General features: G+C 65.6%; 15 protein-coding genes. 11 read left to right on the forward strand and 4 right to left on the reverse strand.

Annotated features, from left to right (window positions below; genetic code table 11):
• Positions 1 to 49: 49 nt before the first annotated feature.
• A complete protein-coding gene (locus tag IAQ70_RS07255) occupies positions 50 to 1,747 on the reverse strand; it encodes a DUF4041 domain-containing protein (protein ID WP_190988639.1) in 1,698 nt (565 codons plus the stop codon).
• A gap of 158 nt (positions 1,748 to 1,905) precedes the next feature.
• Between IAQ70_RS07255 and dxr the strand changes: the two genes are divergently transcribed.
• The 11 genes from dxr to IAQ70_RS07310 all read left to right on the forward strand — a co-directional run bounded on the left by dxr (position 1,906) and on the right by IAQ70_RS07310 (position 13,366).
• A complete protein-coding gene (gene dxr, locus IAQ70_RS07260; RefSeq protein WP_190988640.1) occupies positions 1,906 to 3,090 on the forward strand; it encodes a 1-deoxy-D-xylulose-5-phosphate reductoisomerase in 1,185 nt (394 codons plus the stop codon).
• Positions 3,091 to 3,108: 18 nt separating this feature from the next.
• A complete protein-coding gene (locus IAQ70_RS07265) occupies positions 3,109 to 4,440 on the forward strand; it encodes a M50 family metallopeptidase (protein ID WP_190988641.1) in 1,332 nt (443 codons plus the stop codon).
• 47 nt (positions 4,441 to 4,487) lie between these two features.
• Entirely contained in the window at positions 4,488 to 5,180 is a 693-nt protein-coding gene (locus IAQ70_RS07270; protein WP_190988642.1) for a hypothetical protein, read from the forward strand.
• A gap of 87 nt (positions 5,181 to 5,267) precedes the next feature.
• A complete protein-coding gene (locus tag IAQ70_RS07275; protein WP_190988643.1) occupies positions 5,268 to 5,954 on the forward strand; it encodes a helix-turn-helix domain-containing protein in 687 nt (228 codons plus the stop codon).
• Entirely contained in the window at positions 5,951 to 6,538 is a 588-nt protein-coding gene (locus IAQ70_RS07280; protein WP_190988644.1) for a hypothetical protein, read from the forward strand. The genes IAQ70_RS07275 and IAQ70_RS07280 overlap by 4 nt, the downstream gene beginning before the upstream one ends.
• Positions 6,539 to 6,603: 65 nt before the next feature.
• Positions 6,604 to 6,897: a YciI family protein gene (locus IAQ70_RS07285; protein ID WP_190988645.1), complete on the forward strand. Its 294-nt coding sequence runs from the start codon at positions 6,604 to 6,606 to the stop codon at positions 6,895 to 6,897.
• Between the two features lie 46 nt (positions 6,898 to 6,943).
• Positions 6,944 to 8,110 (forward strand): flavodoxin-dependent (E)-4-hydroxy-3-methylbut-2-enyl-diphosphate synthase, encoded by a 1,167-nt coding sequence (ispG, locus tag IAQ70_RS07290; protein WP_190988646.1) that lies wholly within the window; start codon positions 6,944 to 6,946, stop codon positions 8,108 to 8,110.
• A complete protein-coding gene (locus IAQ70_RS07295; RefSeq protein WP_190988745.1) occupies positions 8,073 to 8,963 on the forward strand; it encodes a GNAT family N-acetyltransferase in 891 nt (296 codons plus the stop codon). Before ispG ends, IAQ70_RS07295 begins: the two co-directional genes overlap by 38 nt.
• A 353-nt stretch (positions 8,964 to 9,316) precedes the next feature.
• Positions 9,317 to 11,125, forward strand: a complete 1,809-nt coding sequence (locus IAQ70_RS07300) for a proline--tRNA ligase (protein WP_190988647.1) — start codon at positions 9,317 to 9,319, stop codon at positions 11,123 to 11,125.
• Positions 11,126 to 11,134: 9 nt separating this feature from the next.
• On the forward strand, positions 11,135 to 11,929 hold the full coding sequence (locus tag IAQ70_RS07305; protein ID WP_190988648.1) for a sulfite exporter TauE/SafE family protein: 795 nt from the start codon (positions 11,135 to 11,137) through the stop codon (positions 11,927 to 11,929).
• 42 nt (positions 11,930 to 11,971) lie between these two features.
• Positions 11,972 to 13,366, forward strand: coding sequence for a pyridoxal phosphate-dependent decarboxylase family protein (locus IAQ70_RS07310; protein WP_190988649.1), 1,395 nt, complete (start codon positions 11,972 to 11,974; stop codon positions 13,364 to 13,366).
• A 40-nt stretch (positions 13,367 to 13,406) separates the two neighbouring features.
• Here the strand turns inward: IAQ70_RS07310 and IAQ70_RS07315 are convergent, their stop codons facing one another.
• The 3 genes from IAQ70_RS07315 to IAQ70_RS07325 all read right to left on the reverse strand — a co-directional run bounded on the left by IAQ70_RS07315 (position 13,407) and on the right by IAQ70_RS07325 (position 16,463).
• The gene (locus IAQ70_RS07315; RefSeq protein ID WP_190988650.1) at positions 13,407 to 14,486 is read right to left on the reverse strand and encodes an aminoglycoside phosphotransferase family protein; all 1,080 of its coding nucleotides are present in this window, start codon (positions 14,484 to 14,486) and stop codon (positions 13,407 to 13,409) included.
• The gene (locus IAQ70_RS07320; RefSeq protein ID WP_190988651.1) at positions 14,483 to 15,211 is read right to left on the reverse strand and encodes a VIT1/CCC1 transporter family protein; all 729 of its coding nucleotides are present in this window, start codon (positions 15,209 to 15,211) and stop codon (positions 14,483 to 14,485) included. Before IAQ70_RS07320 ends, IAQ70_RS07315 begins: the two co-directional genes overlap by 4 nt.
• Before the next feature lie 94 nt (positions 15,212 to 15,305).
• Positions 15,306 to 16,463 (reverse strand): DUF4439 domain-containing protein, encoded by a 1,158-nt coding sequence (locus IAQ70_RS07325; RefSeq protein WP_317983605.1) that lies wholly within the window; start codon positions 16,461 to 16,463, stop codon positions 15,306 to 15,308.
• Between the last annotated feature and the right edge of the window lie 78 nt (positions 16,464 to 16,541).

Raw genomic sequence — 16,541 nt, forward strand, 5'->3', positions numbered from 1 at the left:
ACCCGCACTCCCGGCATCACCTTGAAAGATTTGCTTTTCCTGAATCCCACTATTCCCCCTTGGACATCGACATACTGCGCCGAAACTCGGAGGCTTCGGCTTCTTCCTTGAATTCCAGTGTCGTTGCACCGACAATTCTTCGCACCGCTTCACGGACCTCGTGCGGGGTGGCGTAGAAAAACTCCCTACGTAGATTGATCCGGTTGACGCGACGGTCTTCGAATTCCCGGTGCAATTGACTTTCCAAGCCGGAGGCGTCGTCACTGAAGAACAGAACGTGAATGTCGTACAGGAACGGGACCCCCGCTCCGCTGAGTTCACGGATTCTCTCTGTGGGCTCAAGGCGCCTCGTCATGCCTATCTTCACGATCTGGTCGCCGAAGGCACCGAGATTTGAAATGACATAAACATATCCGGCCCTGGCGTTAGCCTCTCGGTTCTCGATGTCGCGAAGGTTGAGTTCGGCTTGGTCGAGCCGAGCCTGCATCGTAGCGATGGCTGACACATCGCCACTGTTGATCGCTATCTGAAGAGCAGACTCGTATTGATCGCGTTCCTTTTCGAATTTTTCTCTGGCCTTCTGGAGTTCGCGTTCAACCTTTTCCTGTTCACGGAGTTCCTCGCGAAGAGCCCTCTGCATCTCGCGCTCTTCGGAGACCTTCAGGTGATAGTCCGCGGTGAGCTGGATTTCAGCAAGGCGTAGTTCGTGGTACTCCTCCGTAATCCGAATGGCCATGCTTCGACCCAGTTTTTGGATCGAGTCTTTTGCCCGGGTCAGCCTCGATCTGGTCGGCTCAAGGTTGTGGCTGCGGACCACACGGATGCAATTGTCAGCCTCGGCATTGTATGCGCGGAGCATTAGCCGGCATTGCTCTCGTACCATCCGTGCGCCATCCGGCAGGCTGCCGTTAACAGCCCAGTTCGCGGCACCTGTCACGGCACGTTCCTTCGCCGTTTCTTTGATCTTGGCGCGCAACTGGTCCAGTCGGCCTTTGTATTGGATGGCATCATCGAGCGGGTGCGCGAATTCGTAGATGCCGAGTTCTTGGAGGAGTTTGATCTCCCGGGTCTCGACAATCAGCGACTGGAGTTCCTTTAGCACTGCTTCTTTCTCACGTATCCGGTGCTCCAAGTCATGGAGATCACTGAGGCGCTGCTGGCCAAGTGCCGGGGGGACGCGACCCGCGGTAGGAGCTGTCGAGACCTCCCCGCCCAGTGTCACTCCGTGCTCAGCGAGAAAGGATTCAAGCCCGCCCGTCCAACCCTGCGATACGCTGCGGACCTTCCAGCCATCGCTCCTGCGGTAGATCTCGCCCATCACTGCCACGTTTTCACTGGACAGATCTGAGGCGGGGACTTCGAAAGAGACGCCGGAAGTTGATTTGATGATCAGGCGCAGGTCTCGCAGCTGGCCAAGGACTTGATCCGAAGAATCCAGGCTGGCTGCTATTGCGATTCGCTGGACGGAGTGAGGGATTCGGGACAGTGAAATCGTGGCTGAGTGTTCCTGGGCGCCAGCCCCCGCAGACTTCCTGCCGACGTATTCAACCGCACCATCGAGATATTGCCGCTGATTATAGAAGACGAGTGCTTCATTGGAAGATACTCGTCCATTGGAATCGACCATGACTAGGAAGAGGTCTACGTCAAAACTCGACGACTGCCACTGAAGGTCAACGGACAGTCTTTCGCCGTTATGCGTTGGCAGGGTCGAATTTCCACCCTTGGACAAGACTGAGTGCGGCATTCACAGACCATATAACAATGAACTGACATGAATATGCGTGGGCCCCTTCCAAGTCTTCAATTGCCTGCTTCAGCACAGGGTGCAACGCCGGCCGCCGACAGGCCGTCGCCTTTGACCTCAAGGCACTGATCAGAACCCGCGTGCGGGATACTTAAGCCATGCAGCCTCGCAGAATCGTCCTCCTCGGATCCACCGGTTCCATCGGCACCCAGGCGATTGACGTCGTCGACGGCGCCCCGCACCTTTTTGAGGTAGTGGCACTCAGCGCGGGCGGCGGGAACCTCGAGCTCCTCGCCCGCCAGGCGGTCCATACCGGCGCTGCCGCCGTCGGCATCGCATCCGGTGATCCGAAGCAGCTGCAGGATCTGATCGCCGCGGCTGCCCGTACGGCAGGACGGCAGGACTACCGCCCGGAAATCATCGCCGGCCCCGATGCCTCGGCGCGCATCGCAGCCGTGGATGCAGACGTGGTGCTCAACGGCATTACCGGCTCCATCGGCCTGGCGCCCACGCTGGCCGCGCTGAAATCCGGGGCAACACTGGCGCTTGCCAATAAGGAATCGCTGATCGTGGGCGGGTCGCTGGTCAAGGCTGCCGCGCGCGAGGGCCAGATCGTTCCGGTAGACTCCGAGCATTCGGCCATCGCCCAGTGCCTGCGCTCCGGCTCGGCGGCCGAGGTGGAGAAACTTATCCTGACAGCATCGGGCGGCCCGTTCCGCGGCCGCACGCGGGAGCAGCTCCACGATGTTTCCCCGCAGGAGGCCCTGGCGCACCCCACCTGGGACATGGGCCTGATGGTCACCACCAATTCAGCCACCCTGGTCAACAAGGGCCTTGAACTCATTGAAGCCCATCTGCTGTTCGACGTGCCGCTGGACCGGATAGACGTTGTGGTCCACCCGCAGTCGGTGGTCCATTCCATGGTCCAGTTCTACGACGGGTCCATCATCGCCCAGGCCTCACCACCGGACATGCGCCTGCCCATCGCCCTGGGGCTCGGCTGGCCGGACCGGGTGCCCCAGGCAGCGTCCCCGTGCGACTGGACCCAGGCCACCAGCTGGACCTTTGAGCCCCTCGACGCCACAGCGTTCCCCGCTGTGGACCTGGCCAAGGATGCCGCCAAGCAGGGGAGCACGTACCCCGCCGTCTTCAACGCGGCCAACGAAGAAGCAGTCCTGGCTTTCCACGCCGGGCGCATCCGCTTCACCGACATCGTGGACACCATCGACGCTGTCCTCAGCGAACACCCAGGATCCTCGGAGCTGACCCTTGAGTCAGTGCTGGATGCTGAAGAATGGGCACGAACACGCGCCCACGAACGTTTGGCAGTAAGCAGTCTCTAGGAAGCAGCAGATCCACGCATGAGCCCCATCCTCCTATTTATCCTCGGCGTCGTCTTTGTGGCGATCGGCATTGCTGTGTCCATCGCGCTGCACGAAGTGGGGCACCTGGTCCCCGCCAAGCTGTTCAAGGTACGCGTCACCAAGTACATGATCGGCTTCGGGCCCACTTTGTGGTCCAAGCGGAAAGGCGAGACCGAATACGGTGTGAAGGCCATCCCGCTGGGCGGCTACGTGTCCATGATCGGCATGTACCCGCCCAACAAGGCCGACGGAACCGTCCGCCCCTCCAGCACCGGCATGTTCCAGACCCTCGCCACCGAAGCCCGCTCGATGGCCCACGAAGAGGTAGGCCCCGAGGACGGGAACCGCGTGTTCTACCGGCTGCCCGTCTGGAAGAAAATCATCGTGATGCTCGGCGGTCCGGCCATGAACCTGCTGATCGGCGTGGTGCTGACCGCCGTGCTGCTGATGGGCTTCGGCGTCGCCACTGCCACCACCACCATCGCCGACGTGTCGAAGTGCCAGGTGGCCGCCGGCCAGACGGTGGACCCCGATTCCGCCGACTGCCGGCTGACCCCCGCCGCGGCCGCCGGGCTCCTGCCGAATGACGTGGTCACCTCCTTCGACGGGAAAGCGGTCACCGGCTGGGACCAGCTGACGGAATGGATTCGTGCGTCCGCCGGCCGGGAAGTCAGCATCACTGTAGAGCGCGACGGCGCCCCGGTCACCACCACTGTCACTCCGGTACTGTCCGCCCGCCCGGTCGTGGGCGTCGACGGACGGCAGGCCAAGGACGACGCCGGCAATCTGCGGTACCAGGACGTGGGCTTCCTCGGCATTGGTGCGCAGACAGAACTGGTACCCCAGCCGGCGTCGTCCGTCCTGCCCATGGCGGGGGAGAACATCCGGCAGGTGGCCGGAGTTGTCCTCAACCTGCCCGCGAGGGTTGTGGGCGTAGCCAAGGCCGCGTTCAGCGAGGAAGAGCGCGATCCGAACGGCCCCATCAGCGTGGTGGGCGTCGGACGCGTGGCGGGGGAAGTCGCGGCCATGGAGGCAGTCCCGGTCCAGTCCCGGCTGGCCGTGCTGGTGGGACTGCTGGCCGGACTGAACTTCGCGCTCGCGGTCTTCAACCTGATCCCGTTGCTTCCACTCGACGGCGGGCACGTGGCCGGAGCGCTGTACGAGGGGGCCCGCCGCCGCGTGGCCAAGCTTTTTGGCAAGCCTGACCCGGGAGCCTTCGACATCGCCAAGCTGCTTCCCGTGACCTACGTGGTGGCCGCCCTGCTCATGGGAATGAGCGTGCTGTTGATCTACGCCGACATCGTGAAGCCGGTGAACCTCTTCGGCTGAGATGCTTCCCGCAGCCTGATGCCGCAGGTGGAGAAAGGTGAACACAAATGGTCCCGCACAAGATCAGCCGCTGGATCCGGGCGGGGCTGTGGGTGCTGGCGGCCGCATGGCTCGTCACTGCCCTCTCCACGCTGGAGCCACAGCCGGACCAGACGAAGGACCCCGAAGCCTGGGCCCGCTTTGTCAGCTCCGACTCCTACCAGTTCCGCCATCTGTTTGGCAGCACTGCGGGCACCATTCTTGCCATTTTCGGGCTGTTCGCCCTGGGCTGCTGCCTGGCCGGCAGCCGGACAGTACGGCTTGCCCTGACAGCGATGGTCACAGCCGTGGCCGGGACGGCGTTGCTGCTGGTGCCGGCCGTGATTTCCACCTTCGCCACGCCGGCCATCGGAAAGGCCTACCTGGCTGGAAACCGGGACGTGATGCAGTTGGAATTCCCGGGATCCATGACCGGGGCGTTCCTGCTTGGCCTCCTGCTCGCCTTCGTCGGCAACGTGCTGCTGGGGCTCGCGGTTTGGCGTTCCGGTGTCCTGCCGCGTTGGGCCGGGGCACTCTGGGCGGCCGGTGCCGTGCTGTTCTTTCTTTTGGGCGTTGTCTTGGGGCAGGCTACGACGGGAAGCAGCCTGCCAACCCAGACTGCCGGGGCGCTACTCATGGCCGGTGCCGCGTCCTGGATCGCATGGGGCGGCCTGCGGCCGGTCTTGAAGGCTGCAGGCCGGAGCCAGAGACACATGAGCTGATTCGGCAATCTCAGCCTATTTCGGCTGATATTGATTAATCAGCTATTTTCGATTGATTATTAATGATCACCTCCGTACGGTTAAGGCATGTACGTACTAACCATCGACCAGCGCGGCAGTACCACCGACGTGGACAGGGTTCCGGGCCTGATAGCAGCACTGCACAGCCTCGCCCCGGACCCGTTTGAGCGCTCCGTTGGTGACGAACTTCAAGGCGTTGTCGAACAGGCAGCGGATGTGGTGGACATCGCCCTCCATGCTCTCCGCGACGGGCACTGGTATGTCGGAATCGGGATCGGCGCTGTTCAGCTCGCTCGCGGTGGAAGTCCGCGGGAGGGAAGCGGGAGCGGTTTTGTGGCAGCGCGAAAGGCGGTGGACATCGCCAAGGGCGCGGCAGCCCAGGTTCCGCTGTCAGTGGTGTCCGGCAGTATGGGACGTGGCCGGGACATCCCGCCCGGTGCCGGGGAAGGAGCCATGAGCAGTGCAAACGCCCAGGCGGTGCTGCGCCTGATCGGGCGCGTGGTGCAGCAGCGCACGCCAGCGCAGTGGCGCGTGGTGGACCTGCTGCGCGTCCTGGACGGCGGCCACGTCCGTCACGGCAGCCAGAAGCAGGTGGCCCGGGAACTGGGAATATCCGAACAATCGGTGAGCCGTGCCGTACTCCGGTCCGGCTGGCAGGAAGAATGGGCCGCCAGGCCGGCGGCAGCCATGCTCCTCGAATACGCCCACGCCCGGGTGCTGGCGCACTCCGACCCCGTCAAAGGAGAACAGTGAACGCACTCTGGATCGCGGTGGCCCTCTTGGTGGCCGGATTTGCCGGCTGGCCGGTGACCTCGCTGGTGTTCCGGCTGGCCAGGACCATTGATGACAAGGCGGACGCAGCGGGGAGGGGCCGGGCAGCCGAGGATGCTTCCGGCCAGGACCCGTCGGCGGATGTCACGGTGGACACCCTGCCGGCTGTCCCGCCCGGCGCCCCGGAGGCGGGGCCGGATCATCCGGAACGCGGGCAAAGCGTGGACGGTGAGCTGACCGCGGACGGCGGGCGGCCGCCGTCGGACATCTCCAACCCGGCACCGGCAGCCGGGGGACAGGCCGCTTCCGGGCAGGCCGGTCCCGGCCAGCGGATCCTGCGCGGCGGGGCGATCATCGGAGTCCTCGAACGCCTGGGCGTTGGTGTGGCCATCCTCACAGGACAGCCGGTGGCCATCGCCTACATCGTGGCGATCAAAGGCCTGGGCAGGTTTGCCGAGCTGAAGGAAACTCCCGTGGCGGCAGAACGGTTCATCATCGGAACACTCACGTCGATGCTGTGGGCGGCAGGCACGGCAGCGATCGTCAAGGTGTACTTCCTGAAGTGAGCACCCGGATCCTGAAGTGCGCTCGCGGATCGGTGTCAGTCCGCCCCGGGGGATAGGCTGTCCTTATGACTGTTTTTGCCGTTGAGTATGTGTACGCCGCCGATTCCGACGCCGCCCGTGATGAGCACCGTCCCGCGCACCGCGCCTGGCTGGCAGGCCTGGCGGACGGCGGCCAGTTGCTGACCAGTGGACCGTACGGTGACGGGGCAGGTGCCCTCTTGATCTTCAAGGTCCAGGACGAAACCCAGCTGAACGACCTGCTGAAGCGAGACCCTTTCGCCACCGCCGGGACCATTGCCGGCATCCGCTCTACGGAATGGACGCCCGTAATCGGCATCCTCGCTCCGCACGCGTCCTGATTCCCGGACCACTTTCCCCTCTGAAACACCTACCCAAGGAGTCCATGTGACCTCGGTCAGCCTGGGAATGCCGTCAGCACCGCCGCCTGTCCTCGCCCCCCGCCGTAAGACCCGCCAGATCAAAGTGGGCTCGGTCGGAGTCGGCTCGGACTCGCCCATCAGCGTGCAGTCCATGACCACCACCCCCACCACAGACATCAACGCCACCCTGCAGCAGATCGCGGAACTGACCGCCTCGGGCTGCGACATTGTGCGCGTCGCCTGCCCCTCGGCCGATGATGCGGAGGCGTTGCCCATCATCGCGCGCAAGTCGCAGATCCCTGTCATCGCGGACATTCATTTCCAGCCCAAGTACGTCTTCGCTGCGATTGAAGCCGGGTGCGCGGCCGTGCGCGTGAACCCGGGCAACATCCGCAAGTTCGATGACCAGGTCAAGGAAATCGCCCGCGCCGCCAAGGACCACGGCACCTCCATCCGCATCGGTGTCAACGCCGGCTCCCTCGAGCCAGGCATCCTCAAGAAATACGGCAAGGCCACGCCCGAAGCGCTCGTTGAGTCGGCAGTTTGGGAAGCGTCGCTGTTCGAGGAGCATGGTTTCCACGACTTCAAGATCTCCGTCAAGCACAACGACCCCGTGATCATGGTGGCTGCCTACGAGATGCTGGCAGAAAAGGGCGACTGGCCGCTGCACCTCGGCGTCACCGAAGCCGGCCCGGCGTTCCAGGGAACCATCAAATCCGCCACTGCCTTCGGAGCCCTCCTGGCCAAGGGAATCGGTGACACCATCCGCGTTTCCCTCTCCGCGCCGCCGGTGGAGGAGATCAAGGTGGGCAACCAGATCCTCCAGTCCCTGAACCTCCGCCCGCGCAAGCTCGAGATCGTTTCGTGCCCGTCCTGCGGCCGTGCCCAGGTGGACGTCTACACCCTTGCCGAGCAGGTCACCGCAGGCCTGGAGGGCATGGAGATTCCGCTGCGCGTCGCCGTGATGGGCTGTGTGGTGAACGGGCCAGGGGAAGCCCGGGAAGCCGACCTCGGCGTGGCCTCCGGCAACGGCAAGGGCCAGATCTTTGTTAAGGGTGAAGTCATTAAGACTGTGCCTGAGAGTGAGATTGTTGAGACACTGATCGAAGAAGCCATGCGCATTGCCGAGGAGATGGGGGAGGCCGATGGCGAAGATGCTGTCAAGGGTAGCCCCGTGGTTAGCGTCTCATAAGGAGGGCGCCGCGCCGGAGGGGATCATCGTCCGTGCCCTTTCCGGCGCGGATACCCCTGCCCTGCGGTGCCTGGCAATGCAGGATCCGGTGGCGAACGTCTTTATGCTCGCGCACCTCAGGGCGGCAGGGTCGGCCGCACCCACCACCGGCGGCGCCGCAGTGTTGGGAGTCTTCGACGACGGCGTCCTGCTGGGTGCGTGCTGGGCGGGAGCCAACCTGGTCCCGGTGGAGCTGGACCCCGGGTTTGCCGGGCTGGTGGCCGAAGCGGCCAGCGCGTCCGGCCGGCGCTTTGCTTCGGCCTTTGGTCCCGCAGCTTCAGTCCTCGCCCTCCACACTGAGCTTGCGGAACTGGGGCATGCAGCCCACGAGGTGCGGGATGAACAGCCACTGATGACCCTTTGCGGGCCCCCGGCAGTGGTGCCGAACGCCGATCTGGAGTTGGGCCGCCTGGCCGATTTCGAGCGGATTCTTCCGGCCTGTGCGGCCATGTTCGAAGAAGAAGTGGGCTACTCACCGTTCCTTGGTGGCAAGGAGTTCTACAGCCGCCGCGTTGAAGGCCTGATCCGGCAGGGCCATTCCCTGGCACACGTCAACGACTCCGGCGAAGTGGTTTTCAAGGCCGAACTCGGGGCTGTCACTGCCGACGTCACACAGATCCAGGGTGTCTGGATGAACCCTGACTACCGCGGCCAGGGTCTGAGTGCCGGCTACATGGCAGCCGTGGTGGAGAAGGCCCGGACCCTGGCGCCGGTGACCAGCCTTTATGTCAACGGCTTTAATCTCCGGGCGCGGTCCACGTACGAGCGGGTGGGCTTCCGGCAGGTGGGCACGTTCGCTACGGTCTTGTTCTAGGGTCCGGCAGCAGACCAGGGAAAGGGTGGCGCCTAGGCCTTCGAATGGAGAAACCCCTTGTCAACGTGGCCGCCATCCCATAGGTTCGACCTAGCTGCGCTGGAGTGGGTGGGCGGTCTCACCAGTCCTCACCAGTACCTAAGCGTCAACGGCCGTAGAGCCACGCCCGGATGCAATGACCAGCCGTTTACGGCCAGGGGCTTTGCACTGCCAGGCGTGGCTCTATTGCGTCCGGCCCTCTGTGGCCTTTGCCCTACCGCCAAGCGGGGCGTGGTTTGCCGGTAGATTAGTACCCAGAAGAATTGCCCGGCTCTGCTTTCCAGCAGCCATTCCCCAGAAACGGATACCCGCCCGTGGTCACAAGACTGTCCCAGCTTTTCCTGCGCACCCTGCGTGAAGATCCCGTTGACGCCGAGGTGGCCAGCCACCGGCTCCTCGTCCGGGCCGGCTACATCCGGCGCGCGGCACCAGGCATCTACACCTGGCTTCCGCTGGGGCTCAGCGTGCTGCGCAAGGTTGAAGCGGTCATCCGCGAGGAAATGGCGGCCATCGGGGCCCAGGAAGTGCATTTCCCGGCCCTGCTGCCGCGGGAACCCTACGAAGTCACCAACCGCTGGACCGAGTATGGCGAAGGCCTGTTCCGGCTCCAGGACCGTAAGGGTGCCGACTACCTGCTGGCCCCCACCCACGAGGAAATGTTCACCCTCCTGGTCAAGGACCTGTACTCCTCGTACAAGGACCTGCCGCTGAGCCTCTACCAGATCCAGAACAAGTACCGTGATGAAGCGCGTCCCCGGGCCGGCCTGCTGCGCGGGCGCGAGTTCATCATGAAGGATTCCTACTCCTTCGACATTGACGACGCCGGCCTGGACGCCAGCTACGCGGCGCACCGCGCAGCCTACATCCGCATCTTCGAGCGGCTGGGCCTGGAGGTCATCCCGGTCGCGGCCACCGCCGGCGCCATGGGCGGCTCCAAGAGCGAGGAATTCCTGCACCCCACCGAGGTCGGCGAAGATACCTTCGTCCGCTCCGCTGGCGGCTACGCAGCCAACGTCGAAGCCGTCACCACCGTGGTGCCCGCGGACATCGACTTCAGCGAAGCCCCCGCCGCCGCGGTCCTGGACACGCCGGACACCCCCACCATCGACACGTTGGTGGCATCCGCCAATGTGCTCGCCCCGCGTACAGAGGCCGACGGCGGCGCCTGGACTGGCGCTGACACGCTCAAGAACGTTGTCCTCGCCGTCACCCTGCCCACCGGGGAACGCCAGCTGGTGGTCATCGGGCTGCCCGGCGACCGTGGCGTTGACCTGAAGCGCGTGGAAGCCAACATGGGCTCCTTCCTGCCCATCGCCGGCGAGATCGGAGTGGAAGCAGCCAACGACGACGACCTCAAGAAGCAGCCCCTCATCGTCAAGGGTTACCTTGGTCCGGGCCTGACCCTGGAGGACCCCCTGCTGGGCAGCGAAAGCTCAACCAAGCTCCTGTATCTCGTGGATCCCCGCGTTGTCAGCGGCACGGCCTGGATCACCGGCGCCAACGATGCCGGAAAGCATGTGTTCGGCCTCGTGGCGGGACGCGACTTCGGCTGGGACGGCGTCATCGAATGCACCGACGTCCACGAAGGCGACCCCGCACCGGACGGCTCCGGCCCGCTGGAAATCGCCCGCGGCATCGAGATGGGCCACATCTTCCAGCTTGGCCGCAAGTACGCCGAGGCCCTGGATTTGAAGGTCCTGGACCAGAACGGCAAGCAGGTGGTGGTCACCATGGGTTCCTATGGCGTCGGCGTGACGCGCGCCGTCGCTGCCCTGGCCGAATCCAACCACGACGACAAGGGCCTGACCTGGCCGCGCGCCGTCGCCCCCGCGGACGTCCATGTGGTGGCCGTGGGCCGCGGCGAGGAAATCTTCGCCGCCGCCGAGCAGCTGGCGCTGGACCTGGAAGCCGCCGGCCTGGATGTCATCTATGACGACCGCCCCAAGGTTTCCCCGGGCGTCAAGTTCGGCGATGCCGAACTGGTGGGTGTCCCCACGATCCTGGCCGTTGGCCGGGGACTGGTGGACGGCGTCGTCGAGATCAAGGACCGTCGGAGCGGCGTAGCGGAGAACGTGGCCGTGGACAAGGCTGTTGACTACGTGGTCACTGCCGTCCGCAGCTGATTTCCGGCGGTGATATCTGGTTTCGAGTCGATCCAGCTCACCACGATCATCCTGATTGTGGTGGCTGGATTTGCCGCCGGCTGGGTGGACGCCGTAGTGGGCGGCGGCGGGCTGCTGCAACTGCCCGCCTTGCTGCTGGTTCCGGGCATCACTCCGGTCCAGGCCTTGGCCACCAACAAGATGGGGTCGATTTTCGGGACCACCACCAGTGCGGTGACGTACTACGGCCGGGTCAAACCCGACCTTCGAACCGCGATCCCCATGGCGGTGATCGCACTGGCGGGCAGCTTCGGCGGCGCTGTGCTGGCCGCCAACCTGCCGGCGAGTGTGTTCAAGCCGATCATCGTAGCGGCACTGGTCGCCGTCGCACTGTTCACCGCACTGAAGCCCAGCGTCGGCGACATCACCCTGCTGCGCCATGACGGGCGCACACACTATGTCGTCGCGTGCCTCATCGGCGCCGTCATCGGTTTCTATGACGGCCTGATCGGGCCGGGCACCGGTTCCTTCCTCATCATCGCGCTGGTATCGGCGATGGGCTATGCCTTCCTCGAAGCCAGCGCGAAGGCCAAGATCGTGAACATGGCCACCAACGCCGGGGCCCTGATCTTCTTCCTGCCCCACGGCTCGCTCCTTTGGGGTGTCGGCCTGGTGCTGGGCCTCGCCAACATGGCCGGCGGCTACCTGGGGGCCAGGACTGCCGTAAAGCAGGGAAGTAGGTTCATCCGTGCGGTGTTCCTCCTCGTGGTGGGGGCCCTGATCATCAAGCTCGGCTTCGACGTCTGGCAGGAAAACTTCGCCTGAGCGGGGTTAGGGCCCCTCGCCGCCCTGGCGTACCATGCAGGTATGTCCGCAGGTGGGGAACCCTATTCGGAAGCATTATCAGTCGCGGCCCGGCGAGCCGCCGAATGGCTGGCGAGCCTGCCGGACCGGCACGTCGGGCCCGCCCAAAGCGCCCACGACCTCGCGGCCGACTTCAACGGACCCCTTCCGGACCGGGGCATGCCCGCCGCAGCGGTGGTCGAATATCTCGCGGACAAGGCCGAGCCCGGACTGATGGCAATGCCCTCCGGGCGCTTCTTCGGCTGGGTGATTGGCGGGACGTTGCCTGCAGCGCTGGCCGCCGACTGGCTGGTGAGCGCCTGGGACCAGAACTCCGGCCTGCGCTACGCCACCCCCGCAATAGCCGCCATCGAAGAGGGTGCCGGCCACTGGCTGCTGGACCTCCTTGGCCTCCCCTCGGAGTCCGACGTCGGCTTCACTACCGGCGCCACCATGGCCAACTTCACCGGCCTGGCCGCTGCCCGGTGGCGGTTGCTGGCCGACGCCGGCTGGGATCTTGACGGCGACGGGCTGGCAGGCGGCCCCCGGATCAGGTGCTTCGTGGGCCAGGAACGCCACGAGACCATTGACCTGGGCCTGCGCTACCTCGGCCTGGGGCTGCCCATTGCGGTACCGGCAGATGCCCAGGGCAGGTTGATTCCCGCAGAGTTGGACCGGCTGTTGGCCGAGGGATCCGGGCCGGCGCTTGTCTGCCTCCAAGCCGGAAATCTTCACTCCGGCGCCTTCGACCCCTTCGACGCTGCCATCGAGGTTGCCCGCAGGCATGGTGCCTGGGTCCACGTGGACGGAGCGTTTGGGCTGTGGGCAGCGGCGGTCCCCGAACTCGCCCATCTCACGCAAGGCATGGCCCTGGCCGATTCGTGGGGGACCGATGCCCACAAGACCCTCAATGTCCCATACGACTGCGGCATCGCCGTCGTCAAGGACACCACCGCCCTGCGGAGCGCCATGGGCCTGCACACCAGTTACCTCATCCCGGATGCCGAGGGTCCCGGGGACCCGTTCGAGAAAGTGCCTGAACTGTCCCGCCGCGGCCGCGGCGTGCCGGTGTGGGCCGCCCTCCGGTCGCTGGGACGGGACGGTGTGGCCGCCCAGGTGCGCGGACTTGCGGACGCCGCTGCCAGCATCGGCAGCCGCCTGGCAGACGTGGACGGCGTCGAGGTGCTTAACGACGTCGACTACACCCAGGTTTCGCTGGCCTTCGGGGACGACGCCACTACCCGCGCCGTGACAGCCCGGGTGATCGAGGACGGCAAAGTTTGGATGTCCGGGTCACACTGGCGGGGCAGGGACGTCCTGCGGGTCTCGGTCAGTAACTGGAGCACAAACACGGACGACGTCGGTACTGCGGTCGAGGCGGTCAGCTCCGCTCTTGCGGCGGTCCGTGCGGCCGGCTGACAGGCCTGGAGGGCAGGCCTGGAGGACGGTGCCATTGATCTCAGCGGTCCGCCTCGCCCGGTTTGGTACTTCCTGGTTCGGGCAGGTCGTGGGCGATGGGGAGGTCAGCAAGGGTCTGCCCGGCAAGGGTGCTGGCAACCCACAGCGACCTCGCCACATCGCCCTGATGGCCTGGCCGGGCGGCATACCAGAGCGCGTTTTCCACTTCCCGCACCACTGCCCATTGGCGTGCAGTTTCGGCATCAAGACCCGCCGCGGCGCTGAAATCCAGGCAGCGCTGCCTCAGGCCTGCGGCCGGATTGCCCCGCGGTAGGTCGGCCAGGCGGTTCCACAACAGCGGGGCCACAGCGAATTCGGGTTCACCGATCATGGGCTGTGGGTCGATGGCGACGAAGGTTTTACCGCCAGCGCCCTGAACGCCAGCGTCCGGAACGCCAGCGCCCGCAGCACCCGCGGCCTCGGGCCGGGCCAGGATGTTCAGGAAATGGAAGTCAGTGTGCACCAGGACGTCCCGGCCCGAGCGCCGGCCCACCGCACCGCGGGTCTGGCAAACTTCAAGGGCCGCTTCGAGAAGCCAGCGGGGAAAGGGTCGGCCCTGCTGTTCCCAGTCGGCGGGGAGGTCGTCGCTCCATTGTTCTGCTTTGCCTGCTATCTGATCGAATTCCTGCCATACGGGCTCATCGCCGGGCACCAGGCTTAACTGCCGCATGAGCCCGCCCCAGACAACGGCCGCTTCCCCGAGGGGGACAGTCTGTAGTGAGCACCCCGGATCCAGCCGTTCCAGGAGCATGGCGCAGGTTCCGGCGTCGGACTCCAGCAGCCGGACGGCGCCGGAGCCTCCCCAGAGGGAGAGCGCATGCCGTTCAGCCTTGGCTTCGTCGTGGGGAAAGGCGATCTTGAGCGCAGCCGGGCTCCCGTCTTTCCTTCGGACCGGGATCACCATGCCGCCTTGCCCATGCCACGGGAACGCGCCAGTTTGCAGGTCCAGAGCCAGTTCCCAGCGCTCCAGCCGTCCGTGCGTGAGGTCCGGCAGCGAAGAAAGCCAAGCCCGCCCGGCGCTGGTGCGTCCGTAGCGCACGCTCAGCGCCGGCGGTACGGGGACCTCTGTCCGGAGGCTCACATCACGCCGCTTGCCCCGAGCAGGCTGCCGATGGAGAACGTGGCCACGAGGGCCAGTGCGCCGCCCACCACCACGCGCACCGCGGCACGCAGCTTCGATCCTCCGCCGATCCAGGCGCCCAGCGCCCCGGTGGCCGCGAGCGCCACCAGGACGGCAACAAAGGTCAGCGGAATCCTGACGTCTGCAGGCGGCAGGAGGATGGCCAGCATTGGCAGGACGGCGCCGATGAGGAATGCCACGGCGGAGGCAAACGCGGCGTGCCAGGGGCTGACGAGGTCCGTCTCGTCGATGTTGAGCTCAGCAGACAGATGGGCGCTCAGTGCGTCGTGGGCGGTGAGCTCGTGGGCAACGGTCAGGGCAGTCTCCACGCTGAGCCCCTTGGACTGATAGATCGCTGCGAGTTCCGCGAGTTCCTCGTCGGGCTCTTCGAGCAGCTCGCGGCGTTCCTTTTCGATCAGTGCTTGCTGGCTGTCCTTCTGGCTGCTGACGGAAACATACTCGCCCAGGGCCATGGAGATGGCGCCGCCAACTACGCCGGCGGCGCCGGCCACCAGGATCGGACCCGGCTCGTTGGTCACGCCGGCGACACCAACCACGATGGCTGCGACCGAGACGATTCCGTCGTTGGCGCCCAGTACACCGGCACGGAGCCAATTGAGGCGGTGGGCGATGTCATTGTGGTGTGGCTCGTCCTCATGAAGGGCGGGCACCGGTGCATTGTCCATTCCTACAGCAAATCATTAGTGCCGGTGGCTGGCCACTGTTTGAGACCGGGTCATGTACCTTGGGGCGTTCCTGGCCAGGTCACGGCAGATCAGCTCAGGGCACGGAACTGGTTGCAGGAATGCCCGGTGCCTGCGGCGGATACGGCAGCGCCGGGAGCGCTGATGCGTCCAGGACCATGCCCGGTACCGGGCCGGGTGAAGCACCCCAATGAGCTGCCCTCCGCGCCGCGGATTGCAGCGCGGCGAGCGCCCATGACCGCTCGGCTCCGTCGCTGAGGGCGACCAGGTCGCCGTACACCGGGAGCGTGCCGGCCTCCAGCACGCCCAGCGCAGCTGCCGGATCTGCCAGGAAGACTGCGTCCAGGGCATAGCCGGCGGGCGTCGGAGGCAGGGCGGCGCAGCGGGCACCGGCCGCCGCTTCGGCCTCGCGGCTGGCGTCTTCGTGCTGGGTGAGAAAGTCCGACGCCGGGGCAACGGACGCCGGGGGAAGCCGGGTCAGTGCCGCCTGGTAGGCGTACACGAGTTCCAGCTCCGCGCGCGCTACCGAGGTGAAGGAAGAGGCCACGTCGGCACCGCCGCTGGTCGCCGTTGCGGTGCAGCCGGCAGCCGCCGACTCAGCCGAGGACGCTGCGGGGGAAGGCAATGCGGGGGAGGCCGGGGCGGGCGCGGGCACGGTGCGGCCGGGAAGTGAGTCCAGCGCGGTACCCGTCGCCGCCGCCATCTCCTCGGCCGCCAGGAGTTGGGCAGTGCCGGTGCCTGCGAGAAGGCGGGCTATGCCGCCGTCGGCCTTTTCAGCGTCACGGAGCCGCTGGGCACCACTCGCGTGAAGAGCGGTGGCGAGCTCAGCAGCTGAAGACTGCGGCTCCTGCGCTGAAGACGGCGGGGCTGAACTGATGGCCATGGACCTGTCAGTCGGCAGCTTGTCGGCCGGCAGCATCAGCGCCCGCGCCTGCACAGTCAGCAAAGTCACAGCGCGCTGAGACGCGGCGGCCATGGGTTCCTGCCGGGCTGCCTCGGTGGCCTCTCCGCTAGCCAGGGCAAGTGCCCTCAGATCCACGGCATCCGAGAACGCTGCGGCCCGGGCCTGCTCCGAAAACGGCGGCGCGGCGGGGGCATCCGGTTCGCGGGGGATCAGCACAAAACCAAGGCTCAGCACCAGCAACGCGGCCAGGGCGAAAACGGCGTACCGGAAATAGCGTCTGCGCGGGCCGGATTCCATGGTGTCGTCGTTCACAACAGACCATGTTGTCACGGGCAGGGGGCATCCTCGTGCACCACTGCGGCCGGAAAATCGCTAGTCTAGTAGTCACAACATCATCTATTGGAAGGC

Origin of the sequence: Pseudarthrobacter sulfonivorans (assembly GCF_014712225.1) — a bacterium.
Taxonomy (GTDB): domain Bacteria; phylum Actinomycetota; class Actinomycetes; order Actinomycetales; family Micrococcaceae; genus Arthrobacter; species Arthrobacter sulfonivorans.